At 67.9% G+C, this 26,811-nt stretch carries 25 protein-coding genes and 2 pseudogenes; 9 read left to right on the top strand and 18 right to left on the bottom strand.

Annotated features, from left to right (window positions below; genetic code table 11):
- Window positions 1–240: 240 nt before the first annotated feature.
- Window positions 241–633, top strand: a complete 393-nt coding sequence (locus tag KM933_RS35240; protein WP_221360401.1) for a hypothetical protein — start codon at window positions 241–243, stop codon at window positions 631–633.
- A gap of 479 nt (window positions 634–1,112) precedes the next feature.
- Here KM933_RS35240 and KM933_RS35245 read toward each other — a convergent pair whose 3' ends face one another.
- The 16 genes and pseudogenes from KM933_RS35245 to KM933_RS35320 form a co-directional block, all read right to left on the bottom strand.
- Window positions 1,113–2,489, bottom strand: a complete 1,377-nt coding sequence (locus tag KM933_RS35245; protein ID WP_221360403.1) for an NsdA family TPR-like regulatory protein — start codon at window positions 2,487–2,489, stop codon at window positions 1,113–1,115.
- 336 nt (window positions 2,490–2,825) lie between these two features.
- Window positions 2,826–3,755, bottom strand: a complete 930-nt coding sequence (locus KM933_RS35250) for a terpene synthase family protein (protein ID WP_221360405.1) — start codon at window positions 3,753–3,755, stop codon at window positions 2,826–2,828.
- A 245-nt stretch (window positions 3,756–4,000) separates the two neighbouring features.
- Window positions 4,001–5,062, bottom strand: coding sequence for a polyprenyl synthetase family protein (locus KM933_RS35255; protein WP_221360406.1), 1,062 nt, complete (start codon window positions 5,060–5,062; stop codon window positions 4,001–4,003).
- Window positions 5,063–5,121: 59 nt separating this feature from the next.
- Entirely contained in the window at window positions 5,122–6,303 is a 1,182-nt protein-coding gene (locus tag KM933_RS35260; protein WP_221360408.1) for a hydroxymethylglutaryl-CoA synthase, read from the bottom strand.
- A complete protein-coding gene (locus tag KM933_RS35265) occupies window positions 6,293–7,369 on the bottom strand; it encodes a hydroxymethylglutaryl-CoA reductase (RefSeq protein ID WP_221360410.1) in 1,077 nt (358 codons plus the stop codon). Before KM933_RS35265 ends, KM933_RS35260 begins: the two co-directional genes overlap by 11 nt.
- Window positions 7,366–8,442 (bottom strand): type 2 isopentenyl-diphosphate Delta-isomerase, encoded by a 1,077-nt coding sequence (fni, locus tag KM933_RS35270; protein WP_221360421.1) that lies wholly within the window; start codon window positions 8,440–8,442, stop codon window positions 7,366–7,368. Before fni ends, KM933_RS35265 begins: the two co-directional genes overlap by 4 nt.
- Window positions 8,439–9,605, bottom strand: coding sequence for a phosphomevalonate kinase (locus KM933_RS35275; RefSeq protein ID WP_221360423.1), 1,167 nt, complete (start codon window positions 9,603–9,605; stop codon window positions 8,439–8,441). The genes fni and KM933_RS35275 overlap by 4 nt, the downstream gene beginning before the upstream one ends.
- Window positions 9,602–10,606 carry a diphosphomevalonate decarboxylase gene (gene mvaD, locus KM933_RS35280; protein ID WP_260334649.1) on the bottom strand — a complete coding sequence of 335 codons (1,005 nt, stop codon included), beginning with the start codon at window positions 10,604–10,606 and terminating at the stop codon, window positions 9,602–9,604. The genes KM933_RS35275 and mvaD overlap by 4 nt, the downstream gene beginning before the upstream one ends.
- Window positions 10,603–11,637 carry a mevalonate kinase gene (gene mvk, locus KM933_RS35285; RefSeq protein ID WP_221360443.1) on the bottom strand — a complete coding sequence of 345 codons (1,035 nt, stop codon included), beginning with the start codon at window positions 11,635–11,637 and terminating at the stop codon, window positions 10,603–10,605. The genes mvaD and mvk overlap by 4 nt, the downstream gene beginning before the upstream one ends.
- Window positions 11,634–11,819 carry a hypothetical protein gene (locus KM933_RS35290; protein WP_221360444.1) on the bottom strand — a complete coding sequence of 62 codons (186 nt, stop codon included), beginning with the start codon at window positions 11,817–11,819 and terminating at the stop codon, window positions 11,634–11,636. Before KM933_RS35290 ends, mvk begins: the two co-directional genes overlap by 4 nt.
- Before the next feature lie 120 nt (window positions 11,820–11,939).
- Window positions 11,940–12,185 (bottom strand): acyl carrier protein, encoded by a 246-nt coding sequence (locus KM933_RS35295; RefSeq protein WP_221360446.1) that lies wholly within the window; start codon window positions 12,183–12,185, stop codon window positions 11,940–11,942.
- A 74-nt stretch (window positions 12,186–12,259) separates the two neighbouring features.
- Window positions 12,260–13,255, bottom strand: a complete 996-nt coding sequence (locus tag KM933_RS35300) for a beta-ketoacyl-ACP synthase 3 (RefSeq protein ID WP_221360458.1) — start codon at window positions 13,253–13,255, stop codon at window positions 12,260–12,262.
- 281 nt (window positions 13,256–13,536) lie between these two features.
- Window positions 13,537–14,604, bottom strand: coding sequence for a terpene synthase family protein (locus KM933_RS35305; protein WP_221360459.1), 1,068 nt, complete (start codon window positions 14,602–14,604; stop codon window positions 13,537–13,539).
- A gap of 505 nt (window positions 14,605–15,109) precedes the next feature.
- Window positions 15,110–15,640: pseudogene (locus KM933_RS35310) on the bottom strand (IS3 family transposase); the annotation flags it as partial.
- 16 nt (window positions 15,641–15,656) lie between these two features.
- Window positions 15,657–15,905, bottom strand: a pseudogene (locus KM933_RS40790) (IS3 family transposase); the annotation flags it as partial.
- 20 nt (window positions 15,906–15,925) lie between these two features.
- A complete protein-coding gene (locus KM933_RS35320; RefSeq protein WP_260334650.1) occupies window positions 15,926–16,258 on the bottom strand; it encodes a transposase in 333 nt (110 codons plus the stop codon).
- A 539-nt stretch (window positions 16,259–16,797) separates the two neighbouring features.
- On the opposite strand from KM933_RS35320, the gene KM933_RS35325 reads away from it, so the two are divergent.
- From KM933_RS35325 to KM933_RS35345, 5 genes are all read left to right on the top strand, one after another.
- Window positions 16,798–17,748, top strand: coding sequence for a terpene synthase family protein (locus tag KM933_RS35325; RefSeq protein WP_221360463.1), 951 nt, complete (start codon window positions 16,798–16,800; stop codon window positions 17,746–17,748).
- 49 nt (window positions 17,749–17,797) lie between these two features.
- Window positions 17,798–19,144: a cytochrome P450 gene (locus KM933_RS35330; RefSeq protein ID WP_260334651.1), complete on the top strand. Its 1,347-nt coding sequence runs from the start codon at window positions 17,798–17,800 to the stop codon at window positions 19,142–19,144.
- A gap of 106 nt (window positions 19,145–19,250) precedes the next feature.
- Window positions 19,251–19,688 carry a nuclear transport factor 2 family protein gene (locus KM933_RS35335; protein WP_221360468.1) on the top strand — a complete coding sequence of 146 codons (438 nt, stop codon included), beginning with the start codon at window positions 19,251–19,253 and terminating at the stop codon, window positions 19,686–19,688.
- 406 nt (window positions 19,689–20,094) lie between these two features.
- Window positions 20,095–21,027 carry a transposase domain-containing protein gene (locus tag KM933_RS35340; protein ID WP_221360470.1) on the top strand — a complete coding sequence of 311 codons (933 nt, stop codon included), beginning with the start codon at window positions 20,095–20,097 and terminating at the stop codon, window positions 21,025–21,027.
- Window positions 20,909–21,436: a GNAT family N-acetyltransferase gene (locus tag KM933_RS35345; RefSeq protein WP_221360471.1), complete on the top strand. Its 528-nt coding sequence runs from the start codon at window positions 20,909–20,911 to the stop codon at window positions 21,434–21,436. The genes KM933_RS35340 and KM933_RS35345 overlap by 119 nt, the downstream gene beginning before the upstream one ends.
- Window positions 21,437–21,461: 25 nt before the next feature.
- Here the strand turns inward: KM933_RS35345 and KM933_RS35350 are convergent, their stop codons facing one another.
- Together KM933_RS35350 and KM933_RS35355 are read right to left on the bottom strand one after the other, a co-directional pair.
- Entirely contained in the window at window positions 21,462–22,724 is a 1,263-nt protein-coding gene (locus KM933_RS35350) for an IS110 family RNA-guided transposase (RefSeq protein WP_430727411.1), read from the bottom strand.
- A gap of 572 nt (window positions 22,725–23,296) precedes the next feature.
- Window positions 23,297–24,130 (bottom strand): IS4 family transposase, encoded by an 834-nt coding sequence (locus KM933_RS35355; protein ID WP_308013652.1) that lies wholly within the window; start codon window positions 24,128–24,130, stop codon window positions 23,297–23,299.
- Window positions 24,131–24,257: 127 nt separating this feature from the next.
- Between KM933_RS35355 and KM933_RS40015 the strand changes: the two genes are divergently transcribed.
- The 3 genes from KM933_RS40015 to KM933_RS35365 are packed head-to-tail and all read left to right on the top strand — an operon-like array spanning window position 24,258 to window position 26,676.
- Complete coding sequence (locus KM933_RS40015; protein WP_260334653.1) at window positions 24,258–24,584, top strand: transposase; 327 nt, start codon at window positions 24,258–24,260, stop codon at window positions 24,582–24,584.
- Between the two features lie 23 nt (window positions 24,585–24,607).
- The gene (locus KM933_RS35360; RefSeq protein WP_308013653.1) at window positions 24,608–25,387 is read left to right on the top strand and encodes an IS3 family transposase; all 780 of its coding nucleotides are present in this window, start codon (window positions 24,608–24,610) and stop codon (window positions 25,385–25,387) included.
- The gene (locus KM933_RS35365) at window positions 25,315–26,676 is read left to right on the top strand and encodes an IS30 family transposase (RefSeq protein ID WP_430727412.1); all 1,362 of its coding nucleotides are present in this window, start codon (window positions 25,315–25,317) and stop codon (window positions 26,674–26,676) included. Before KM933_RS35360 ends, KM933_RS35365 begins: the two co-directional genes overlap by 73 nt.
- Window positions 26,677–26,811 lie beyond the last annotated feature (135 nt).

Genomic DNA, 26,811 nt, shown 5'->3' on the forward strand with positions numbered 1-26,811 from the left:
GGATCATGACACCCACCAGCAAGAACATGTCACCCGCAATCACGCACCAGCTCGTTAAGGGGCACCGTTGTGCCACGGTCATCACGAGCGCGGACAGCGGCGAGCGTACCGACGTGCTGCCCGACCGCCGGGCGGGGGAACGGTGACCGCCTCGCTGCGCGAGCATCCTGACGTCCGTGTGGTGTGCAGGGATGGCTCGGGCTCCTTTGCCCGGGCCCCACCGACGCTGATCCGACGATCGTGCAAGTCGGCGACCGTCGGCATCTCTGGCACGGTCTGGCGGGGACAGCACTGCGAGAAGTCGGCGCGCACGCCTTCTGCTGGAGCAAGTCCGGTCCGCTGCTGCCTGAGAGCGAAACCGTCGCCACCACCCGTGAGCGGTGGCGGCGGGTCCACGACCTCCTCGACCAGAGCGTCGGCCTGCTCGCGTGCGCCCGCAGTCTCGGTGTTTCTCTCAACGCGCCAGCCGCCGCCTCCTACGTCAGGCACGTCGTGGAACAGACCTTCGCCCTGCTCCACCAATTCAAACGCCTCGCCGTCCGCTGGGAACACAGACCCGAACTCTACGACGCCTTCGTCTCACTGGCCTGCAGCCTCATCTGCTGGCGACGCCTCAAGAAGACCCACACATGATCGTGTTACGAGCTCTGAGCGCGAGACGCGACCTTGATGCAGTGTCCTGGTCGGGCGTGACAGATGTGATGATCTGAAACCACCGCGTCCTCCTGGTACCGACCTCGACCGGTGCCCTCAGGTCGACCTGGGGGCAGCTGCCGTGCGGGCACCGTCCCGCACCCCAGCGGGATTTCGCAACCCGAGGGAGAGGTGCTGCGCACACTCCGCATGGTCGAGCGTCATGTTGTATGAAGTGGTGAACGGAAGCTGGATCCTCTGTGCGGTCTCGATGTGCAATTCCCCATGGTCCCGTCGCTCTGGCAGAGGGAACGCACAGGCATAGGTGAACGGATCATCCATGCCTGCTTGTATAGCCAGCTACGGATGCGCATGCGGGAAACAGAGGACACTTCGAACGGAGTGTCACCCAGAAAGACGAAGTCGGAGGGGCCGGTTGCTGCCGGGTGCAATGGTTTCGTCCTGGAGTAAGCGGCCGCTCACATCGATATAAGGGGGGAATGTGTCATGGTATGTGCGCGTTGAATCACGCCGCTCGCGTGGCGTTGTCTCTCATGAGGCCGTAAGACCTTCAGTAGCCTGGTGAAGGCCTGGGATATCGGCTGGGAGTGCAGATGGGGGTAGTAATCGAGAAATGTGTGCCAGTGTACGCATGCGGTGTCGAGCTGACCGGTGCGCAGAAGAGTCTCGGCCAGGCGGGCGTGTGTGAGGGCGCTGGTGCGGCGTTGGTGATCAGGGCGCGCCTTCACAGCCGATATGAGTGCCTGGGTGGCCGAGTCGGTGTCTCCCAGGGCGAGAAGAGTCCGGGCTCGCTGGTAGTCCAGGCCTGCTCGGGGATAGGCGCTGAAGGGGCCGGGCGGGCTGCTTGCGCGGCCGTGCTCGCTCTCGGCGGCACGGAGATCGGCGAGTGCTGCGTTCCGGTGGCGTACGCAGGCCTGCGTCAGGGCACGTTGGCTCAGCAGGAAGGAACGGGTGGCCGCGTCGGAGCGTGGACCGACGGCTTCCACGGCGGCTTCAGCCAGTTGCCGGGCGCGTTGGTGGTAGCCCAGGGAGAGTGCCTGCACGCTCATGGCACGCAGAGTTATGGCGTACACGGCTGGATCGGCGGCTTCACGAGCGAGAGCGAGAGCACTGGCGTAGTAGCGCTGGGCCAGACCTGCGTGCCCGGCGTCGATGCTCATGCGGGCGAGCAGGTGAGTGAGCTGCGCCGCCCCGGTGAACAGTTCACGGCGCAGCGAAGGTGAGCGGACGGGAGTGATCAGGAGGCGGCTGACGTCGTCGGACAGGTACGCGGCGAGTGCGTACCGTGCGTGGGCTCCTCCGTGGCGTTCGGTGAGATCGGTGAAAAGAATCGACATTTCCCGTAGCCGGCTGACGTCAGCGAGGGTGGGCTGGTGTCCTTTGTCCCGTAGCAACGCGGGGGACGGCCGTGTCGGTGTCCAGGACAGCTGGCCTGTCGGCGCGGCCAGATCGTATACGGACTGCGTCACGAAGGGTCGGCGTATCAGGTCGGCTTCGGCCCGGCACAGTGCGACGAGAGCGGTCACCGCATCGCCCTGACCCGTTCCGTACGTCTTGCCAAGGCCCTCGGACACCGGAACGCCAGGGATGAGGCCGGTGTCGTCGACTGCAACGAGCCGATCACAACGCCGACTGAGAGCCGACGCGGCCAAAGTGGCGACCACAGGCCGAGGACGGGAGCCGGTCAGCCAGTGAGCGACGGCAGTTCGGTCATAGCGCAGCGCCAGTCCTTGCGCCGCCCCCAAAGCATTGACGGCACGCGCAAGTTCCGCGGCGCTCCAGCCGGCCTCACTCAGCAGCGCCGACAGTTGGTCATTGCGTTTGTGACGTGCCAAGGCGTCTCCAGCGGATGTCGGTCTTCAACGGGTGTACTCGTCGTTGCCTGCGGATCATTTTTCAGCTCCGGCCGACCCGGGTCGTCTGGACGGGAACCCACGGCAACTTGGCCGCGGTCGACGCGTTGGGTAATCGTGTATGTCTCACCTACCCGTGGGAGAGTCAATGACTCGGCTTCACCGCCCGCAGGTGGTCTCCTCTTCGGAAGTGCCATTGTGTGATGCCCCTGGGCCATTTCGCGAGACAGTGACATTCGCCCTTTGGCCAGGGCATCCGTCGTCCGCTCGCGCACCTACGCTCGCGTCACGTCCGACGCGGGGCCGTACTGGTTTTCATCAACCGTCTTCTGTCGCAGTCCCCCATCCGACGTACCGTTCTGCCGCTTCCAGCGACCAATCGTGACAGCCGCGCATCCATCCGGTAAGACTGCGCAGGTGAAACTTCTGCCCGCTGGAGAGGGACGGGCCTGCCGTAGTAGCCTCACGGCTGAACGCCGCCACCTCGTCGGTGGCATCTTGAACGGTTTTGATCAGGGCTTCGCCGATATCGAGTCCATGCGCCCTGTACACGGCCGGGAGATTCCAGAATTTACCCGGGTGACGTTCCTCGGCGAAGTAGGAGAAGACGTCGTTCTGCCATGCGGTCACATTGGCCGCCCGATGCCTGAGTGATGTCAGGCGGGGGTCGTGGTAGTCGTTCCAGCGGATGTGATCCCCCCACGAGGCGTCTATGAGAACAATGCAAGCGAAAGAACAGACCGTGTACAGCCGTGTGGTCTTGTACGTCGCCACGCTCGGCGTCACTCCGGTGGCCCGCATCTGGTTCTGAAGCGTCATGGAGGCGAACCACAGCCTCAACTCCGTGCACCAGCGTGAGAATTGTTCTCGTGTCAACACCAGGCGTAACCCGCTCATGACGTCGACGAGCGCGGTCTCCATGGCCTCTCCGGCAGCACCGGTTCCACGGCGCCCGTCGAGAATGTCGAGCACGGAGGCGATGGCGGGCAGGTGGAGAGGGGACGTCGCGGAGAGATCGTCGACGAACTCGTCGTCGAACCAGAATCCCCAGGCGAGCATCCGGCTGTAAGCGTGAAGGAGGTCCACAGACGCTTGGGGAGCGGCGGTACGCGCGGCGATCCGACCCGCCCTGGTCTTCTCCAGATGCCGCAGCGTCGGTACATCCACGAACTCGGACACCCAGGTCATCGCCTCTCGTTCGATGTCCTCGACCGCCGGGTGGCAGGTAGGTGGGAAGGGCAGGCTCATGTTGGGTAGGGTTCTGGCCCTGATGAGTGACGTCCCCGCTGTGGGCTTGCTCATGCCTTTCCTTCGTTCTGTGAGGGGGCTGAACCGCCCCGGGTTCGGTAGCGATCTCACGTGGCACATACAGGAGCCGTTGCCGCGTGTTTCGCCGACTGAGCCGAAGGATGTGCCCGCTGTGCCGCAATCCTGTGAAAGGTCACGTCTCTGCCGGACCCGGAACGGTTGAACGCAGGCCCGACTGCCCACGTCTACACGGCCCTTCGTACGGCGGAGTCGGCGAGGTGATGGAGCACGGTGGTGGTGCGGGGAGAGAACACGGCGTTCTGCAAGGCCGTCCTGGCGGTCTCCAGGCGTTGGTCGATCATGTCCTCGACCATGGTCCGCGCTCCGGAGGAGTCGACCAGCGCGACGATTTCCGAGGCCTGCCGGCCGGTGAGGGCGGGCCTGTCCCACAGTTCCCGCAGCCGGGTCCCGCGGGTGTGCCGCAGCGCCAGGGCCATCAGCACGGTGGCTTTGCCCTCGTACAGGTCTCCCAGGGCGGGCTTGCCGGTGGCGGCCGGGTCCCCGAACACGCTCAGCAGGTCGTCACGGAGCTGGAAGGCCTCACCGAGAGGAACCGCGTAGTCGGAGAGGGCTTCGAGGAGGGCGGGCTCGGCTCCGGAGAGGGCCGCGCCGAGGTGCAGGGGGCGTTCGACGGTGTATTTGGCGCTCTTGTAGCGGGCGACGGTCAGGGCCGTCTCCACGTCGGGTTCGCAGCCGGTCTGGAGCAGGTCGAGATACTGCCCCTGTATGACCTCGGAGCGCATCTCGTCCAGCAGCGGCAGCAGGGCGGTGAGCTGGGTCCGGGTGGGGTGTCCTCGGTGGAGGAGTTCGTCGGACCAGACGAAGGCGAGGTCGCCGAGGAGGATCGCGCCGCACTCGCCAAACCGGGCGGCGTCCGGGTCCTCGTGCCGGCTCTCCAGAAGGCGGTGGAGGGTGGGACGCCCGCGGCGGGTGTCGGAGCGGTCCATGACGTCGTCGTGGATGAGGGCGAAGGCGTGGAACAGTTCCAGGGAGGCGGCCAGGTGTTCGGCGGTGCGCGTGTCGCCGCGGGCGCCGGCCGCGTGCCATCCCAGCAGGGCCAGTAAGGGCCGGAGCCGTTTGCCCCCGGCTGTAACGAAGTCCCTCAAGGGACGCGCCAGATCGGGAAGTGGGGCGGCGTGGTGCGCGGAGACGAACGTGGCGGACTTCGCGTCGAGGAAAGCGAGCAGGACGCGGTCGGCGGACGCTTTGAGGGATTCGATACCGAGGTCGTGCGGCGTGAGGGTCATGGTGACTCCTTGGAGGCGGGATCGGGGTGACGGCACGGACTGGTGCCGGGACGGAGTCGTCATCCGGTGGTGGTCTCGTAGATGCGCTGGTGGGCGTCGATGCCGGCGAGGCGGTACCGGCCCCGGGTCTGGTGGGGAGTCCGGTAGGTGTGGCCGTCCTGGGGCAGCTGCTCGCTGTGCAGGTCCAGATAGGTGGGGTAGGTGAGGGCGGTGCGGGTGGCGAGGGCCTTCTGGTGGGCCCAGGTGTGCAGGGTGCTGCGGTAGCGGGGCTGGACCGTGGCGGTGAGGAACTCGGCGACGCTGCCGGAGCCGTAGCTGAAGAGGCCGACGGTTTCGCCTTCGAGGGGGGTGTCGCTGTCCAGGAGGGCGGCGAGGGCCAGATAGAGGGAGGCGGTATAGCTGTTGCCGACCAGCTCGTTGTAGGTGGTCGTGGGGGCGACGGCCTGCTGGACGGTTTCGGGGGTGGGCTGTGCGCCGTTGGTGTACAGGAGGCGGTGGTGGGCTTTGTGGGCCATGCGGGTGAACGGCTGGTGGTAGCAGACGGCGCGGAGCTTCTCCAGGGGCAGCCCGTGCCGGGATTGGTGATCGTGCCAGGCGCCGTCCAGGGCGTGCAGGTAGGCGTCGAGGGACTTCTTGCCATCGACGAGAGGGGTGGCGCGGTAGTTGGGCCGCCAGAAGTCCATGATGTCCTGGGTGAAGAGTCCTGAGACCGCGTCGACGGTGGCCAGGGCGGGGTGGGCGCCGACGAGCATGGCGGCTGCCGCGGCGCCCTGGGTGGCTTCGCCGGGGCTGTCGAGGTCGTAGCGGGCGATGTCGCTGGCCAGTACCAGGATTCGCTGGGTGGGATCGGTGCGGACCAGTGCGCAGGCGAGCTGGAGGGCGGCCGTGGCGCCGTAGCAGGCTTGCTTGAGTTCGACGACGCGCACTCCCGAGTGCAGGCCGAGCAGGCGGTGGACGTAGATTCCGGCTGCCTTGGACTGGTCGATGCCGCTCTCGGTGGCGAGGAGCAGGGTGCGTATGGTGTCGCCGCCGTGGCGGTCGACGAGCGGGGCGGCGGCCTCGGCGGCCAGGGTGACGATGTCCTCGTCGACGGCCGGGATGCTCATAGCCCGTTGGCCGATGCCGTAGTGGTACTTGGACGGGTTGGCCCCGGTGTGTCGGGCGAGTTCGTCGTGGGTGAGGACCAGGCTGGTGGTGGCGAAGGTCAGATCGTGGATGCCGACGGGCAGGTCAGTGGACATGGTGGGCTCCGTTGCGGCGTTCGAGGTGGGTGTGGGCTCGCATCAGCTCGCCAGGATTGGTCTGTGCGGCCATCAGGGAGAGCTCGCCGCACAGGACGGTGGCGGCGGCGAGGGCGGCGAGGCGGCGGGCGTTGTGCCCGGCGGGGCGTGCCTCGCGGCATGCCAGGCGGGTGAGGGCTTCCTCGACGGTAGGGAGGGTCTTGCCGTTGCCTACGGTGCCGACGATGAGGTTGGGGAGGGTGCAGGAGAAGTACAGGTCGCCTCCGCGGTCGGCGGCGTACGTGATGCCCTGGGAGCCTTCGACGATGTTGGCGGCGTCCTGGCCGGTGGCCAGGTAGAACGCCAGCAGCATGTTGGCGTAGTGGGCGTTGGCGGAGCGGATGCCGCCCGCTAGGAGGGTGCCGATCAGGTTTTTGTCCACGTTGAGCTGAGCGATGCGCCGGGACGTGGTGTGCAGGTGGCGGGCCACGAGGGGTTGTGGGATGAGGAGCTCGGCGGTGGCGTTCTTGCCGCGTCCGAGGATTCCGTTGATCGCGGTGGCCTTCTTGTCGGTGCAGTAGTTCCCGGAGACCGAGCCGTAGGTGATGTCCGGCAGCCGGGTGAGGAGATGGTTCAGGAGGCGGTCGGCGGCCAGGGTAGCCATGTTGTGGCCGGCGGCGTCGCCGGTGGCGAATTCGAACCGGACGAACAGCAGCGGGCCGGTGATCTCGTGGCGTACGGCGAGCAGTTCGGCGTAGCGGCTGCTCTCGCGGGTGAGGGCGCGTAGTTCTTCCATGCGGGCGTGGATGTTCCGGGCGGCGGTGTGGGCGCCTTCGGCGTCGGTTGTCCGGAGGAGGACGGAGCGGGTCATGCGGTCGTCGACGAGGGTGACCGTGATGCCGTCGGCGACCAGCCGGGAGAGGCGGGCGCCGCGGGCGACCGACGGCCACAGCGGTGACTCGTAGGTGGCCAGGGGCACGTGTGTCTCCCCGTTGGCGGCGTTGCCGCTGATCCGCAGCGGTCCGACCCAGCGTGTGGGGACGGGGGTGGGGCTGTCGGCGGGCGTAGGGGTCCGGTCGGCGGTCATCGGGGAGTGTCCTCGGATGCGAAGGAGGTGAATGGGCGGTCCAGCCGGCTGCGCAGGTCTCCGATGATCTCCAGTTCGCAGGCGGCGAGCTGGTGGGGGCGGTGTGCTCCCAGGAGGGTCATCAGGCTGGTGAGGTGATCCAGCCAGGTGGTGATCTGCTCGATGAGGGCGTCGGTGCCGCAGGTGATCAGGGTGGTGAGGAACGGTCCCGACACGCCGACCGCCTGGGCTCCCAGTGCCAGGGCCCGCGCCATGTCGAGAGGGTGACGCACCCCGCCGGAGGCGAGCAGGGGTATCCCGCGGCCGCGGGCGTCGAGCAGCGCGGCCGGGGTGCTCAGCCCCCATCCTTCGAGGTAGGCGTAGTCGGCGTGTGCGCGCCGTCCGTTCTCGATGCGGGCGAAGTCCGTGCCGCCGTTTCCCGCCACGTCGGCGAGCGCGACGCCCAGGTCGGCGAGGCGGGCGACGGTGCGTCCGCTGAGGCCGAAGCCGACCTCCTTGACGATGACCGGGACGTCCACCGCTTTCGCCATGGCCTCGATCGCGGTCGGCCAGTGCCCGAAGGAGCGGTCGCCTTCGGGCATGATGCTCTCCTGGACGGTGTTGAGGTGGATCTGCAGGGCGTCGGCCCGGAGGAGTCCGACGGCGCGGCGGGCCTGTTCGGGTGTGGTGTCGGGGTTGACGTTGGCCATCACGAAGCCGTGCGGGTGGTGGGTGCGCACGGTGGTGAAGGTGTCGGCGGTGGTGGGGTCCTTGAGGTAGGGGCTCATCGAGCCGGTGGCGATGGCCAGCCCCGTCTCCCGGGCCGCGGTGGCCAGGTCGCGGTTGATCTGTGCGGTCTTGGGGGTGCCGCCGGTCATGGCGTTGATGTACAGCGGCGTCTGCCAGGTGCGGCCGGCGATGTCGGTGCGCAGGTCGACCTGGTCGCGGTCGGTGCCGGCGAGGGCGTGGTGGACGAAGCGGATGTCGTCGAACGCGCTGGGCCGCGGGGAACGCGGGTTGCGGTGAGGGACGGTGGCGTCGGTGTGCTGGGCCACCGCCAGGCGGACGTGGTCGTCCTTGCGGGAAGCGGTCATGGGGCGGTCCTTGGGGTCGGTGCGGCCACGACGGGCAGCACGCGGGCGGGGTCGGGTCCGATCACCTCCAGCGGCGCGGAGCACGGGGCGGTGCGTACGGGCAGGGGCGTGATGCCCGCCGCGGTCCAGAGCCGGTGGAGAGGGCGCGGGTCGGCATGGGCCGGCAGCAGGGCGATGCCGCAGTCCCCGCCGCCCGCACCGGACGGCTTTCCTGAGCCGCCGACAGCTTCGGCGCTCTCGCACAGCGTGGTGAGCATGGGGGTGAACACTCCGATGGACGTCTGCCGATCCAGGCCACCGAGCAGTTTGCGCGCGTCGCCCAGGGCGTGGGTGGCGGCTTGCTGGTCGGCGTGGTCCAGAGCATGGGCCAGGTCGTCGACGACGTGGCCGCTGTCGGTGAGGAACCGGTGGTGGGCCTCGCTGTTCCACCAGGGGGTGTTCTGCAGACGGGCCACCTGGGCCGGGGTGGAGGCCGGGCTGCCCGTCCAGCCGACGTGCAGTGGGCCGGGCGGGGGCGCCATTGACCGCAGCGACAGGCCGGGCCAGCGCGCGCGCAGGGTGAGAGCGACACCGTGGGCGTACCTCGTGCTGTGGAGTTCTTCCCGATCGGGCCCGGTGTAGCGGATCCAGCCACCCCACGTGCTGGCGGCGACGTCGGCACCCGAAGCGTGGGGGTCGGCGGTCAGGGTGGCGAGCAGGGCCAGGCGCAGCCGTGCTTCGGGGGTGAGACGCAGACCGCGGAAGTCCGCGAGTGCCGCGGTGGCGGCGGCGGTGACGGCTCCGGAGGAGCCCGCGCCGATCTTGACGCCGCGCTCGTGTAGGTCCGACTGGACGGTCATTCGCACGCGTGTCAGAGGCAGGCCCAGTTCGAGGGCCAGCTGGTCGACGGTCGCCAGGACGGCGAGGAGATGGCTGAGGGACCGGAGCCGGGAGGTGTTCTCGCTCCGGTGGGGAGCCAGGCCGCGATGGCCGCGGCGCAACAGGACAGGCTCGTCGGCAGGCCCGGTGACCAGTTCGACGTCGGCGTGCTCGGCAGGAGCGGCTGTGACGGTTACGTAGCGGTCGACGGCGGCGACGACGGCGGGCTGGCCGGGAACGAGCGCAGCGTATTCACCGGCGATGAGGAACTTGCCGGGCGCCCGGCGTACGACCGGCGCGTTCACGACCGGCCCGTGGTGGTGAGGGCCGCCGCCGGCCCGGGGTGCGCGACGACAGTGGGGCATCCGGACACCGCGGCCAGTTCAGCGGCGATGCGCGGGGCCTCGGCGGCGGGACACAGAACCTTGACATTGGGCCCGGCGTCCATCGTTGCCCAGGTCTGCTCCCCCCGGTCGCGCAGGGCGCGCACATGGTCCAGGAGGCGGTGGGAGGCCGCCGTGCGGTAGACGACGGGAGGCGTGGCGGATTCCATCGTGGCGTGCATGCCGAGCGCATTGCGTTCGGCGATCGCCCCGGCCCGTTCCAGATCGCCGTCCTCGAGGCACGCGCGCATAGCGGGAACGTCCTCGCGGGTGGCCGCGATCCAGTCGGGGAACAGGGGCGACGTCCGGACCGTTCGGCGCATGGCGTCGCGGCTGGAGGTCGGCTTCGCGCCGGTGTGCAGCATCACCACGATCATGGCCAGGTCCAGACGGACGTCCGGCAAAGGCTCGGCGTAGGACGCCCGGTCAGGGTCAGGATCGTCGGGGTGGGCGGCGTGCCACCAGACGAAACCCCCGAAGACGGAGCGGCAGGCCGAACCCGAGCCGCGCCGTGCCAGCCGGGACAACCCGGGGGCGGAGAGATCGGCTCCGTAGGCGGTGGCGGCCGCCAGTGCGAGGGCGGCGAACCCGGCCGCCGAGGATGCCAGTCCGGCACCGACCGGCACTGTGTTGTGCGTCTCGACCACGGCGGGCGCCGTGCGTCCGGTGCGCGTGCGCAGCAGGGTGAGGAATGCGACGACACGGTGCAGGACCTCGTCCGTGGCCGGGACTCCGTCGAGGAGGAGCGTGTCGTGGTCCCGGTGCGGGGTGAGGCGCACGGTCGTGGTGGTGGGGAAGACGTCGAGAGTCATCGACAGGCTGTCGGCCAGCGGTAGGACCAGGTCCTCGTCGTGTTTCCCCCAGTACTTGACCAGGGCGATGTTCGGGTGCGCGACAGCTGTCGCCCGGGAGCAGGAGCTCATGTGGGTTCGCCTCCTTGGACGACAGCGGTCCAGGTGCGGGTCGCTCCGTGCCGGACGAGGTGGGCCGCGAGGGTACGGGCGCCCGCCGCGCTGTCGGTGAGCGCGACGAGGCATCCGCCGAGCCCGCCCCCGCTCAGCTTCGCGCCGAGGGCGCCGTGTTCGAGGGCGGTGACCACCAGGTCGTCGAGGCGGCCGGTGCTCAGTCGTTGGTCGGCCAGCAGGTGATGGGTGTCGGTGAGGCACCGGCCCAGGGTGTCCAGGCGTCCGTCCCGCAGGGCGCCGAGGGCGAGTTCGGTCACCGCGGTCGACCGGGCCAGGAACCTCTCCCGCCGCAGGGGGTGGGTGCCGAAGCTGGCGCGCAGCATGGTGACGGCCTGGCGGGTGCTGCCGGAGGTGCCGCTGTCGGCGACGACGATCCAGGCGTCGGCGCCGACCGGCGGTGTGCTGGGACGGCCGCCGCGCAGCAGCACGGGGCTAGTGCTGCCGGTGGCCAGAGCGTCGATGCCGGACGCGTGACCGTGGGCCGCCGTCTCGGCGAGCTGGACGAAGGAGAAGATTTCGGCCGCGCCGAGCCGCAGCCGCAGCAACGCGTCGAGCGCCAGGGTCGAAGCGCGGGCGACGGCGGCGCTGGCACCGAGCCCGCGGGCCGGCGGGATGGCGCCGGCCACCTCCACATCCAGGTCCGGCCGCTCGGCGAGACCCGCACGCCGCGTCAGGGCGTCGATGAGCTGCGGCAGCCCGGTAGGCAGCCTTCCCGCGGCGGTGGAGGCATGTGCTCGCGGGGAGTCCCGGAGCGGAGCACGGCGCAGGCGGCCCGGTCCGGCGGTGTCCTCGTGCCGGGACGCCACCGTGACCCGGCAGGTCAGGCCGGGAAGAGGGACGGCCAGGGCGGGCGCGCCGTACACGGCGGCGTGCTCGCCCAGCAGAATCGCCTTGGCATGCGCGGTACCCGAAGCGGTGGTGCACCTCCTCGCTGTGAGACCGCCTCCGGCGGCCGGGACGTGCCGGATACCGGGTGGGGGCTGTGTCATGCGAGCGCCGTCCGTGCGGCCGCGAGGGGGGACGGACGCGCACAGGGCGAACCCGTGCGGTCCGTGTGCTGCGCGCGGGCGTTCTCCGGCGCCACCCACTGGAAGACGGCGTGGGTGATCTCGGCATAGGTGGGAAGATCGGCAAGATTCTCGGCAGCAGGCAGCGGCCGGTGAACGATCATGGCAAAAGCCTCATTCCGGTAGGACGGGCGCGGAGGTTGTACAGAGACCTGGCAGCGGCACGATGCTGTGCGGGCGCGCGTCCCGCAGGAGGCCGTACCCGTGGGAGCGGTCCTCGGCCGTCAGGAGCCGACGGCGATCTCGGCGCAGCGCGCAATGGTGGTTCCCTCGGCGTTGAGCAGGTCCTCGTCGACAGGGCTGCCCACCGCGTTCTCGATCTTCTGGGCGAGTTCGGTGATCTGGAGGGAATCCAGGCCCAGGTCCTCCAGCAACCGGCTGTCGGGTCGGACGGCGCCCAAGGGACGCTGGACGAGATCGGCGATCATGCCGCGGATGTCATGGGTCAGGGTGTTCACATCGGGGCTCATGCACTCCTCCAGGGGTGTCGGCCCGCCGGCCGCAAGCGCGCGGGCGGTGCGTTCTTTTTCGAGGGCTGAGGACTTCAAGGGCTGAGGACGACCTGCGCGGCGTACGTGAGACCAGCGCCGAAGCCGAACAGCAGGACCGGATCGCCGCGGTGGATCCGTCCGCTCTGCCGCAGGGTGTGGAAGGCGAGGGGAACGGACGCGGCGCAGGTGTTGCCGGCAACGGTCACGTCGGTCGCGGTCACCATGCCGGGGGCGTCGATGGCGTGGCTGAGGGCGTCGATGATGCGCAGGTTCGCCTGGTGTGGGACGAACGCCTTCAGTTCGCTCGGAGCGATCCCGGCACGGCGGCAGGCGGACTCGACAGCGGGCAGCAGAGCGGTGGTGGTCCAGCGGAACACCTTGCGGCCGGCCATCTCCATGCGACCGGTCCCGGCGGAGACGGAGATGAGGCCGGCCTGGTGGCCGTCGCTGCCCCAGGCGACGGTGAAGATCTCGGGCTGCTCGGCACGCACGACCAGTGCGGCGGCGGCGCCGTCGGCGAAGATCGGGCCGGTCGCCCGGTCCTGCGCCGAGACCCAGTCGCTCATGCGCTCCGAGGCGACGACAAGGACCCGGCGGGCGGTGCCGGCACGAACGAGGGCATCCGCGACGGCCAGACCATGACTGAACCCGGAGCAGGCGGCATTCAGGTCGAAGGCGGCAGCCGCCTCGCATCCGATACGGGCGGCCACGGAGGCCGCGCCGTTGGGCATCGGCGTGGGCATCGAACAGGTCGCCAGGATGACCACGTCGACACCGGCAGCAGGAACGCCGGCGTCCGCGAGTGCCTTGTCGGCGGCTTCCGCCGCCATGGCGACGACTGTCTCGTCGCCATGGGCGTGGCGGCGTTCGCGTATGCCGACACGCTGCTCGATCCACTGAGGGTCCACATTCGCATGACGCGCCGCCTCGGCGTTGGTGACGACCGTCACCGGCCGGTAGGCGCCCAGTCCCATGATCCGGGCGCCAGGGCTGGGTGCGGCAGCACAGGCGGCGACAGCGACTCCGGCACGTTCCTGATCCAGGTTCATTCGGGACTCCTGCATTCGACGACGGGCCCTTCCCGGACAGCTCGCGGTGGGTTCGACGACGAGGAAGTCCGGTGCAGACCGACTCTCCGGCAGCCGCGGACCGACACCTGCGGGACAGCCCGGTATGCGTGAACGGGTTGAACACGGCTTTCCTGCCGAGTGGTTCACCCTGCTCGTAGCCATGGGCGAAGGCGACCGACCGCGCAAGCCTCTGCCGCACCGGCGTGTGCTCGTCGGCCCGGCGTACCCGCGGAGGTACGACAGACCCGGCCGGATCGCGGTCAGACGAGAGAGCGATCCCACCACCACGCCACACACGGCGCCGGCGGGTCCTGTCCTGCGTCAGAGGGAGACTCCGCCCAGGAAGTGACGGGTTCAGCCGGGACGTCCAGGTGGTAGCGCGGTGTGCTCAGTCCCCAGTCCAGATTTCCGCGCACCACATGACCCAGGTCCGTGAGATACCAGCGGGTGGCCGTCGATGCCCTGCCCGCAACCGCTGCTCGGACCCGCAGGAACCTGCACATGATGCGGTCGCGTACTCCCATGGCCGCGCGGACAGCGGCTTCCGTGCCACAACTCTGTTCCCCTGCGATGACGTTGACGATGTTCTGGTCGGCTTCGCGGCGCCGTACGTCCTTCGCATAGGAGTGGAGGTCGTTGTCAAGGGAAGCCAGAGTCCGTGACATCTCGGTGCAGGCCCTGACGGACAACAACTCCATCTCGCCGGAGGGGACCTCGGCGCCGTTGACCATCTCGATCATGGAGGTAACAGGTTCTCCCGCAGCGGAGTTGATCCGCATGGCCAGGTAGTCGTCGAGTGACGGCATGAGACCGCGGGACTGGTTCGAGATCTGCCAGGTGACTCCCATGAGCCATGCCCTCTGGGCTAGCACCCACCGCCGGTGCTGCAGCGGCGTGGCGAAACGCGCGAAACGGTCACGCAGCTCCGCGAGGACCTGCAGGTGGACACTGTCCGTGGGCGTGTAGCCGGGTGCTTCGAGCATCCTGCCCATACGTCCGGACAGTTCGGCGAATTCAGCCGGCCTCCCCGACCAGGGCTCGGCATCGCAGAAGGTGTCGTCGAAGGCGAAACCCCAGTAGGTCCACTCGGCCGCGACCTGGAGCCGGTCGGTCTGCGCCGTGGGTGTCATCCGGGCGGAGAACTCCGCGCTGCGGGTGGCGAGGGACCGCGGGCGGTTGTCGGCGGAACCGAAATACCCATGGTGGGACAGCCACGACTCGGCCCGTTCCCGGACGATGTGCACGTCGGGGTGGAGCGACGGTTCGATGGGGCAGAAGAACGAGACCGCCTCGGTGGGAGCGGTGGCCTGGGATGTGGATTCGTTCATGGCGAACTCCGGGGATCGTTGGAGTCGGAAGCTGCGGAAAGTTGTTCTCTGCGACGTCTCCACACGACTCGCGTCGTACCGCACCGGTGACGTCGGGAGGGTTGGACTGCTGCGAACGACCGTGTAGGCATCCGTCCGCATCGCGGTGCCGGCAAGGCGGCGCAGCACATGTGTGGCTGCCGCGGCCGGCAGAGCCACCGCCAGGCTGACCGGCACCGGAGGGAACGGCCGGGCAACCACGACCAAGCCGCCTTCTTTCGGGACGCCTGGAGTCCTTGATACCCGTCCAGTGGACCAGGACCGGTTTTGGAAAGGCGCCGACCATATGAGGCAGTGTGTGAACGCGTTGAAAGCAGCCGGGGCCTGGATCCTGGGACACAGTGGTGTCTAGGCCGTCGCGCAGGCCACTCTGAACCGTTCCGGGTTCGGTAAAGATCTTGAGCTGCCCCGAGTTTCGTGGAGTCTGCGGACTGTCCCGAGTTGAGTGGAGCCGAGTTGCCTGGTTTCAAGCTATTGGTGGGGTGCGGAGTTCGTACTCCACCGGGCTGATCATGCCCAGGGCGGAGCGTCTGCGCTGGCGGTTGTGGAAGATTTCCAGGTACTCGAAGAGCGCGGTGGACAGCTCCAGTCGGGTCCGCCACCGTCTGCGGTTGAGCAGTTCGACCTGGACCCGGGCCCAGAAGGACTCCATCATCGCGTTGTCCACGCAGTCTCCGATGGAGCCCATCGAGGGCAGCAGGCCAGAGGCCCTCACGCGCCGGGTGAATGCCCAGGAACCGAACTGCACTGCGTGGTCGGAGTGGATGATGGTGCCGCCCGGTCGCGGGGAGCGGTTTGCGATGGCCAGGGCGTTCGTGGTCAGCGCCGCAGTGGGCGAGGCGTCGATCGGCCAGCCCACCACGCGCCTGGAGAACGTGTCCAGGACGACCGCGCAGTACACCTTGCCCTTGAAAGTGGGGTGCTCGGTGATGTCGGTGACCCATAACTGGTCCCGGGTATGGCGGGTGAAGTTCCGCTCCACCGGATCGGCGACGGACGGGGCGCCGGGGGCGCCGGTTGCCGTGCAGGCCGGCGCGCTGCATCAGCAGCTCCACGGTGCCGTGGCTGACATGGATGCGCAGGCCCAGGCCGAGTTCGGCATGGACCCGTCGGGAGCCGTGGGTGCCGCGGGAGGCGGTGTGGATGCCCACGGTGGCCTCGGTCAGCCAGGCATGCTTGACCAGGCGGTTCGACGGCGGACGGTCCCGCCAGGTGTAGTACCCGGACCCGGCAACGTGCAGCACCCGGCAGGCCGGCTGCACCGGCAGATGCTTACCGGCCGTTACGCGGAGGGCTTCGAACCGCCTTTGGGGGACATCACCTCACCCAGCAGTTCGGCAGCACGGCGTTGGACGGCCAACCCAGCCTCCAGTTCGGCGATGCGTTTGCGGGCCGCAGCAGGTTCACACTGGCCGGTGCTGTTCGAGCCGGGCAACTGACCTGTATCGATGAGGTGCTGGCGGCGCCAGACATAGATCGTCTGGTCGCTGATGCCGAGGAGTTGCGCGACCTCGGCGACCTTCCTTCCGGATGCGACGAGATCGAGGACCTTGCGGCGGAACTCGGACGGATAGCTGCGGGGCATCAGGGCCTCCGAAGGCTGCTGGATCGTCAATTGTCCAGCAACCCGACTCCATCAGAACCGGGGTATACCAGGTCCCGACCTTCAGGCGGCGCACCGGCCGGGCATTCAACGCGGTCACGCCTTGGGCAGGGAGAACGGTTCCCTTGCGTGCCGGCCTGGGATGTCCTGGAACTGTTCGCGTCTGCACGGCGGGAAAACTGGTGGCAGGGGTGCGTTGGCACCCTGCCGCAGTTCGCTCAGACGACTGGCAGCCAGAGCAGCCCTGCGCCCAGATGCACGCTTCCCCTAGAGGGCTGGAATGCATGCCGACACTGCCCGCGGGCTCAACCCGGGGAAGGAGATCTAGAGCACGTAGGCCGTGCCCTCGCCCTGCCTTGCCCTGGATGACCGACACGGTGTCGCGGTGACTGACGGGCTTCCCGCCGCCTCACCCCCGGCCCGATTTAACAAGCATTTCCACAGGAGTAATCATGGACGTCCCTCGGATAGAGGTGCCCTTCACCGGACGGATCTACCCAGACGCCGTGAGCGTCTGCGCACGAACCCGGCAGTGGGTGCAGGAAACCGGCATGATGTCCCCACGGATGGCCAGCCAGAACTTCGACCAGCTCGCCTACCCCCAGTTGGGGACGTGCTACTCCTTCGGCGCCACACGAGAAGGGGCCCAGATCCTGGCCGACCTCACCACCTGGTTCTTCCTCTTCGACGACCAGCACGACCGGTACATCATCGAATCCCGTGAGCAGGAATGGCGGCAGCTGTACGCTCAACTCACAGCTCTCGCCCGGGATCCCACCAAGGCAGCCGAGAGTGCAAACCCCGTTCCGGGCGCGCTCGCTGACATCCTGCTGCGTACGGCACCCCACTTCTCCACCGTCTGGTGGGACCGGTTCGCACGCCACTGGGCAAACGTATTTGCGGGCTACGACCAGGAATTCGACAACCGCACCAAGGGCCAGTGCGAAACCATCGATGATTACGTCGAACTCCGGCGCTGCTCCGTCGCCATGATCATGTGGATGGACCTGGTCGAACTCGCCGCCCAGGCCGAGCTGCCGCCGGACCTCCACCGGACAGCCGAGTACCAGGAATGCATCGAGGCCACCGTCGACTATTGCGCCTGGTGCAACGACCTGCACTCCCTGGCCAAGGAAAGCGCTGCGGCCGACACCTCCAACATTGTCACCGTCATCGACGACGCCACAGGATGCGGACACGAAGCGGCCATCCAGGAAGCACTGCGCATGATGGCTGCCCGCGTCCAGGACTTCCTCACAGCCGAAGCAGCTCTGGAGACCACCGTCGCGGACCGGCTCGACCTCCCCCTCCCGACCCGGCAGGGACTGCACCGCTGCCTGATGGGCATGCGCGACTGGATCGCCAACATGGACGGCTGGCATCGCATCTCCGACCGCTACCTCGGCGCCGACCCCCAGGCCCCCATCCAGGCATACAACGAGGACCTCACCACCGCGGACTCCCGGCAGACACAGCACGGCGTACCTGCTCCCCACAGCTGACTGGCTGCACGCACAGACGCAGCAGACCCCCCGGAAGGCAGGCACCCCTATGGCAACCGGCACATCGTCCGTTACCGGATCCAAATCGCCCCAGGCTCCCGGAGCATGGCCCGTGATCGGACACATTCCGTCACTCGTCCGCAACCCGCTCCGTTTCGTCACCCGGCTCAATCGGTACGGAGATGTACTCACCCTCCGCCTCGGCATGCTGCCTGTCCACCTGGTGACTCACCCGAAACTGATCCATCAAGTGCTCGTAGAAAGCGACCGCCGGATCGAGCGCGGGCGTCTCGTCGAGAAGTCCACCCCCTACCTGGGGAAAGGGCTGATCACGAGTTCCGGCGACCACCAGCGTCAACGGCGGATGCTCCAACCCGCCTTCCACCAGGAGAAGATCACCTCCTACACCAACACGCTGGTCAAGTCCGCACAGGCTGCGGCGGATTCCTGGAGCGAGGGGCACGTCGTGCGCATCGACCGCGCAATGAACGACCTGTCCTTGGACATGCTCACCAACGCGCTGTTCGGCGCATCCTTCGATACGCAGGCGGCGCAGCAGTTCCAGCAGGGTCTGGAGATTATGTTCGGCGGCATTGTCCGGCGCACCATCTTGCCGGACTGGTGGAGCGCACTGCCGACACCAGGCAACCGCCGCTTCACCCGATCGATCGGTACGATCCACCGCATCGTGGACGACACCATCGCCCATCACCGCAACCACCAGGATGGAAACAGTCTGGTATCCATGCTCCTTGCCGCCCGGGACGATGACGGCAACACCCTGTCCAACCGGGAGATCCGCGACCAGGTGGTGACCTTCGCCATGGCTGGCGTGGAAACCACCGGCGCGACTCTGGCCTGGGCACTGCACCTGCTGGGCCAGGACCCGGACATCGACCGGCGGCTGCACGCCGAACTCGACGAGGTCCTCCACGGGCGCCCACCCCGCTTCGAGGACCTGTCCGCGCTGCCCTTCACCAGGCGCGTCGTCCGGGAGACCCTGCGCCTGTACCCACCCTGGCTCCTGTCCCGCCGGACCCTGGCCCCCGTCAGGATCGGCACAGCCGAGGTGCCCGCCGGTGCAGAGATCGGATGCAGCATCTACGCCATGCACCGTGATCCACGCTGGTACCCCGACCCTGAACGATTCGATCCGGACCGCTGGCTCCCCGAACGGTCACACGGCCGCGCCAAGGAGACCTACGCCCCCTTCGGCACCGGTGCACGCAAATGCATCGGTGACCGTTTCGCCCTGACCGAGGTCACCGTCGCCCTCGCCGTGCTATGCCAGCGATGGCGCCTCACCCCCGTCCCCGGAGTCCGTGTACGCGAAGTCACACGCGGAGACGTACACCCCAGCAAGCAGCCCATGCGTGTCGAGCCCAGGACGTCCTGACCGCCGTGCGCTCCTATGGGCACTGCCTTGCCCGAGCCCGACTGCCAGTCCCCTCCCCTCCCCTGCCTGCCTCCGATAGGCGGCCGAACTGCCGCAAGGAACACACATGAAACTCATGCACGACGACGCAGTCAGCGAGACCTATGTTCAGAAGTGGGCCGCTTCCTTCTCCAGCGGCACCGTGACCGAGACTCTCCACTTCTACACCAAGGACGCACTCCTTGAAGACATCGCCTTGAACCGGTTCTGCCGTGGACACGAAGAGATCGGCGCATACCTCCAGTTGTTCTACGACGCCGTACCCGACATGCGCATCTCCGCACGCAAATGTCTCCTGGGACCAGCTCACGCCGCGGTCCACTGGACCTGGACCGGCACCGTCCAGGGGAGCGTGCCCGAACTCCCCGACGTGGCCCCGGGTACGGAGTTCTCTATCGACGGAGGCGCCATCCTCGAATTCGCCGAGGACGGCCGCATCGCACGAGAAACCGACTACTGGGATACAGCCAACCTACTCCGGCAATTCGGCCTCCTCCCGGGGTAAGCGTCGCGCTGCGGCACGTGACACAGCAGTCATAAGGCATGGACGAGGTCGAAAGAAGCATCAACGCGAGGTGCCCGCCAGGTATCCCGGGCCGACGAGGGACGAGATGACCAGGCGTGACGTCATCGCCCAGATGGCGCGGGACGTTCTGGACGGGAAGATCTACGCGCAGTCGTGATCCGTTCGTGCGTCGGCTTCCGTGCCCGATGCACGGATGGCTACGCGCTGGGCCAGCGTCCTTCCGGTCCGTGATCTGCCTCCAGGGATGAGGGGGCCTTGACCCAAGGCCGGGTAGTTAGCGTTTTCGCAGGTCACGTAAGCCGGTTGAAGGACTTTCGACACACACAGCAACGGAGCTCGTTGGTACAGGCAGTCGACCAAGACAGCTTGTCCCGAAGGAGCTCCGTTGCCCCGTCATTGTGTCCTGCCGTCTGCGCTGACGGCCATCACCCGAACGGTCATCGTGGCCGCGGGCCGGTTCGCTCCAGAGCATCTGGGTGAACTGACCGCCGTCGTGCCGTTCGAGCTGGTGGATACGGTCCTTGCGGAGACAAGGACGGTGCAGCAGCGGCTGCGTGATCTTCCGTCGCGGGTCGGGATCTACTTCTTGCTGGCGATGTGCCTGTTCCCCGAGGTCGGCTATCGCCTCGTCTGGGACAAGCTGACCACGGGTCTGTCCGGGATGCCCATGGTCTGTCCGTCGGCGAAGGCACTGCGTGACCTTCGCCGACGGATCGACAGTGCGCCGGTGCGGGCGTTGTTCGAGGTGCTGGCCGGGTTGCTGGCCCGTCCGACAACGCCAGGTGTGCGTTTCGGTCCGTACCGGACGATGTCGTTCGACGGCTGCAGTTTGCTGAGGGTTCCCGATTCCGAACGGAATCGGGCCTGGCTGGGCAGGACTTCGCGCCATGGCTATCCGACGCTGGAGTTGATGACTCTGATCGAGACCGGCACCTGGGCCCTGGTTGGCGCGGTGGGCGTGCTTGAGTTCCGGACAGTGCCCGAGGAGCCGGTGCAGGCGGTGGGTGACGTGAAGGCTGCGGCGGTCCGGGGGGGTGCCCCTATCTTTCTCGTCAAGCGTCGGGCGCCGTGGTCGGTTCGCAATCATCTGCCGTGGACCAGCACCTGGGGCTGGGAGGAGGCGAGCGGGGGGTGTCGTCGTCTGCGGGAGGCATGCGACGCCAGAAAAACCGCTTGCTCCACTGGCTTACCGTTCCCGCATGACGACTACGCTCCGCCTGAGACCGGTTACTGCCGCCAACTTCGATGTCGCGATCGGCCTGAAGGTCCGCCGCGACCAGGAGCATCTGGTGGCTCCGGTGGTGAAGTCCCTCGCTGAGGCATATGTATACCCAGGCATAGCTTGGCCCCGCCTCATCTTCGACAGCGACCGGCCTGTCGGCTTCCTCATGGCCTTCCTCGACATCGACTTCGCGGGCGATGGCAAGGGCGTCGACATCCGCTCGGGGCTGTGGCGCCTCAACATCGCGGCCGGCGAGCAGGGACGCGGATACGGCCGGTTCGCGGTCGAGTCCGTGGCCGCCGAAATCCGCCGCCGCGGCGGCACCCGCCTGACCACCACCTGGCACCCGGGCCAGGACGGCCCCGAGGGTTTCTATCTGGGGCTGGGGTTCCGGCCGACCGGGGAGACGAGCGGGGACCAGACGGTCGGGGAGTTGGAGTTGGGCACGGCAGATCCGCCGGACGGCGCGGGCCACCTGTCGGACAGGGAAGGTTCCTCGTTGTAGAGCTCGGCTTGCCTCGCGCCCCAGGTCAGGCCGCTGTTGCGGGTTGTGATTCGTAGAACGTTCCGTCGCGGAGCATGGCGAACAGGACGTCGACGCGTCGGCGGGCGAGGCAGAGGAGCGCTTGGGTGTGGGTTTTGCCCTGGGCGCGTTTGCGGTCGTAGTAGGTGCGGGAGGCGGGGTCGGCGAGGGAGGCGAACGCGGCCAGGAAGAAGGCCCGTTTGAGCTGCTTGTTTCCGCGTCGTGAGGGTTGTTCGCCGCGGATGGAGGAGCCGGAGATGCGGGAGGCGGGGGCGAGGCCGGCGTAGGAGGCGAGGTGTCCTGCGGTGGCGAAGGTGCTGGCGTCCCCGACGTCGATGAGGATGCGGGTGCCAGTCCTGACGCCTATCCCCGGCATCGACGTCAGGAGCTTGGAAAGAGGGTGGGCCCCCAGCAGGGCGGCGATCTGCCGTTCCAGAGAGGCACGTTGAGACAAGTGCGCGCGTAGTTGGGCGGCGAGGCTGGGCACGATGGTGGCGGCCGCCCCGGTACCCGCGACGACGACGCTCTGCTCGTCGAGGGCGGTGAAGATGTCCTCAACCAGGCGCTCGGCCATGCGGGGCGCTTCGGGTCGGATGAGAGTGATCAGGCGACGGCGTCCGGCCTTGCGGATCAGGGCCGGGGAGCCGAACCGTTCCAGGATGCTGAGCACGGCCGGGTGCTGGATGCGCGGGCCCAGGACCCATTCCAGCCAGGGGTGGATCTGGGTGAGCAGGCCGCGCAGCCGGTTGGCGGTGCGGGTGACTTCACCGGCGAGGTCGTCGTCGAACCCGGCGAGCATGTCCAGCTCGGCGACGGTTTCGTCGGTGGCGGCCAGGGCGCGCAGAGTGTGGGGCATGGTGCGGGCGGCGTCGGCAATGATGAACGCGTCGCGGGCATCGGTCTTGGCCTCGCCGGGGTAAAGGTCGGCGATCCGGCGCATGGTCAGGCCGGGCAGGTAGGCGACCAGGCAGCCCGCGTCGCGGGCAACGGCCAGCGGCAGGGCGCCGATGTTGGCGGGCTGGTCGACGATCACCAGGACGGTGCCGTACTTGGCGCTCAGTTTGTCGAACAGGGCCCGCAGCTTGGGTTCGCTGTTGGGCAGCCGCTTGTTGAACACGGTCTTCCCGGCCGGAGTCAGGCCCCGGCCGTGGTGTTCGCCCTTGCCGACATCCAGGCCGAGGAAAACGGCCCCTCGCTGATCTCGATCACCAACAGCCTCCGCTGACGCGCTCCTGTCCCCGGCCTCACCTACGGCACCAGATGCCGGCATCCACGTTACAAAGGCCTGCCGTACCCGTCGCTGGGCCGGCGGTCGTGCCCCTAATCAGCGGTCCACCAGTGCCTCCGGTGCCCGGTGACACCACCCCCCCCGGATCATGAGTACCAATGCCGTTGCTTTTGGGGTCACTGCCATCTGTGGTTCAGGGCGATGGCGACGGCTGGCCAGCGCTAGCTAGCGGCTTCGTCGGTGCTCTTGCTGCTGAACGGGGTGATGCACGATTTGAGCTTCCGCGGGCAGGCTCGCGACCGTCGTCGGGGTAGCAAGGCCCTAATGATTTCCGCGAGGCCGAGGCGACGGTCACGTCTGCGTGCCGAGGGGGAAAACCCGGTCGGTGCGATCACCGAGCGGCGGACGACGTGCAGGGCTCGAGTAAACGAGGTCCGGTCCGCTGTGCACTGCGCGATGCGGGCGGCCTCGACGAGCAGGTCCCGGCTGGCGTGGTGCACGATCAGGTAGGCGAAGATCTCTTGCCGAACGCCGTCCGGGGTCTGTGAGCGCAGGACGGGTCTGTCGCGCTGATGGGTCTTGATCTCGTCGAAGACGAGTTCGACCTCCCAGCGTCATGCATAGAGTTCGGCAAGCTCGCAGGCCGGGTACTTCTCGTGGTCCATGAGGCTGGTGATCAGCCGGATCACCTCGGCCTGGCCGTCGATCCGGTACTCGACCACCCGCACCAGGACCGGCGGGGCTTTGAGGGTCCCGGTCGCTTTACTGTGCTTGTTCGCCTCGATTCGGGCCAGATAGCTTCCGTCAGCCAGGACGTCTTCGACCCTGCGGGCCATCCGCCGATCCGTCCTCCACAGGAGATGGGCGTCGCGGCCTCGAAGCCCGTGCCAGCGGGCCAGGCCCCAGAATCCGCGATCGGCCAGCAGCAACGTGCCGTCGCCGACATGCCGCTCCAGCTGGTCAGACACGATCCGCTCAGAGTCCTTCCAGCCATCGATCACCGCATCCAGCACCGCGTGCGACGAGCATTCGGCCACGGCGACCATCCGTGCCATCGGGTAGCCCATGGGGCTGCGCTGAGAACCGCACTTGCCGAACGCCTCCCGGTTGCCGACCGAGTCGGGCACCGCCAGCAACATTCCGTCAACGGCCAGGACACGCAGTCCGTGAAAGAACTCCGGGCCCTGCCCCAGGGGGCGCGTCATCGCGTGGAACAGGTCGCGCATAACCGTCCAGCCCAGTCTCTGCCTGGCCCTGGTCAGGGACGACTTGTTCACTCCCGACCACGGCCGCAAGCGCGGTTCGCCCGCCTTCAACAGCCGCAGGACTTCCAGGTAATCGACCCGCGGGAACAGACACAACGCGAGGACGAAATACACCGTGAACCGGGCCGACAGCAGGCGACGGCGCTTCTCCCCGCACCCCGCCTCTGCAACTACCTGGTCCACCAACTCAGGCGGACATGACCAGGGCAAGATCCCCAATCCCAGCCGCTCTAGACGCGAGACCAACACGAACGGCCCAATGAACCGCTCCGGGTCTGATGGAGGCTCGATTCCCTGAGAGGATCGAGCCATGGCACGTCCGTCCCCTTACCCGCCTGAGCTTCGTGAGCGCGCGGTACGCATGGTCGCAGAGATCCGTCCCAACTACCCGACCGAGTGGGCCGCGATGAAGGCAGTCGCAGCCAAGCTGGGCATCGGTGCGGCCGAGACGGTGCGGACATGGGTCCGCAAGGCCGAAGTCGATGCCGGCCAACGACCCGGCGTCACGTCCGAGGAGGCCGCGGAGATCAAGCGGCTGCGGGCCGAGAACGCCGAACTGCGGCGGGCCAACGAGATCTTGAAAGCAGCGTCGGCTTTCTTCGCGGCCGAGCTCGACCGGCCGTCGAAACGCTCGTAGCGTTCATCGACGCACACCGTCAGGTGTTCGGAGTCGAGCCGATCTGCCGTGTTCTGACCAGCCACGGGCTGAAGATCGCAACGAGCACCTACTACGCGGCGAAGAACCGTGTCCCCAGCACCCGGTCGATTCGCGACGTGGAGCTGAAGATACAGATCAGGCGCGTCCACACGGACAATTTCAGCGTCTACGGGGTTCGGAAAATCTGGCGGCAGCTGCACCGCGAGGGCATACCGGTGGCCCGCTGCACCGTCGCCCGATTGATGCGCGATCTCGGTCTCCAGGGCGCTCGGCGCGGGAAGAAAATCCGCACCACCATCCAGGACGACGGCCAGGAGCGGGCTGGTGATCTGCTGCAACGCGACTTCACCGCGTCCCGTCCGAACGAGCGATGGGTGGCCGACTTCACCTACGTGGCCACCTGGTCCGGGATCATCTATGTCGCGTTCGTCGTGGACATGTTCTCCCGGGCGATCGTGGGCTGGTCCGCCGCTACCAGCAAACGGGCCAAGCTCGTCCTCGACGCCCTCGACATGGCCTTGTGGCGCCGGGATCGTGCGGGAACTCCTGCTGGACCGGGCCTGGTTCACCATTCGGATGCGGGCAGTCAGGGTGAATTCAACTGGTCGTCGCAACACCTTGATCGTGGAGGTGTTGGATGGGACGACCGAGGAAGTCGATGCCGCAGGCTCCGGCGGGGGCGCGACGGCAGTGGGCCGCGGACCGGGCGATGCGGGCGTCGATGCGCTCGCCCGGCCGTCCGGAGCCGTCGTGCGCTGTGCAGCGGGAGTTCTGGCGCCTGATCGCGTCCGGGGTCACCACGGTTCAGGCGGCCGAGGGGGTCGGCGTGTCGGCACCGGTCGGCATCCGGTGGTTCCGTCACGCTGGCGGAATGCCACCGATCAGCCTGGGCGAGCCCACCGGCCGCTACCTGTCGTTCGCCGAGCGCGAGGAGATCTCGCTGCTGCGCGTCCAGGAGTTCGGTGTGCGCGAGATCGCCCGCCGGATCGGCCGCGACGCGGGCACGGTCTCACGCGAGCTGCGCCGCAACGCGGCGACCCGCGGTGGCAAACCGGTCTATCGGGCTCTGGTCGCGCAGTGGAAAGCACAGCAGGCCGCGAAGCGCCCGAAGACTGCAAAACTCGCAGGCAACGACGAGTTGCGTGAATACGTGCAGGAACGGCTCGCCGGCAGCGTCCGTCGTCCCGACGGCACGATCGTCGCCGGGCCCAGGACGCCTGCGTGGAAGGGGCTGAACAAGCCGCACCGGCAGGACAGACGATGGGCGACGGCATGGAGCCCGGAGCAGATCTCGCACCGTCTCCCTGTCGATTTCCCGGATGATGAGTCCCTGCGCATCAGCCACGAAGCGATCTACCAGGCGCTGTTCATCGAGGGCCGTGGCGCGCTCAAGCGGGAGTTGGTGATGTGTCTGCGTACCGGCCGGGCGCTGCGGACTCCCCGTGCACGGTCGCAGAACAAACCGCAGGGGCATGTCACCGCGGACGTCATCCTCAGTGAACGCCCCGCCGAGGCCGGAGACCGCGCGGTCTCCGGACACGGGGAAGGAGATTTGATCATCGGAACGGGCCGATCCGCGATCGGCACGCTGGTCGAGCGCAGCAGCCGCTCCACGCTCCTGGTGCACCTGCCCCGTCTTGAGGGCTGGGGCGTGATTCCGCCGGTGAAGAACGGCGCCTCGCTCGGGGGCTATGGCGCGATCGCAATGAACGCGGCGCTCACGACATCGATGACCCGGCTGCCCGAGCAACTGCGCAAGAGCCTCACCTGGGACCGCGGGAAGGAACTCTCCGCACATGCCCAGTTCGCTCTCGACACCGGGACGAAGGTGTTCTTCGCCGATCCGCACTCACCCTGGCAGCGACCGACGAACGAGAACACGAACGGACTGCTACGTCAGTACTTCCCGAAGGGCACCGATCTTTCTCGGTGGTCGTCCACGGACCTCGAAGCTGTCGCCATGGCGATCAACAACCGGCCCCGCAAGATCCTGGGCTGGCGGACGCCGGCCGAAGTCTTCGAAGAACAGCTACGCTCGCTGCAACAGTCCGGTGTTGCAACGACTGGTTGAACTCGCCCAGTACACATCTTTCGCGTTCACCGCGCATCTCCTCGACGCCGGCATCGACGCTTCGATCAGCGACCACAGTGAGGGTTTTCCATCTTGATCAGTTGGCGAGTTCGAGGGCGACGACGGCTCGGACGA

The organism is Streptomyces beigongshangae, assembly GCF_019710745.1.
In the GTDB taxonomy this organism is placed as follows: domain Bacteria; phylum Actinomycetota; class Actinomycetes; order Streptomycetales; family Streptomycetaceae; genus Streptomyces; species Streptomyces beigongshangae.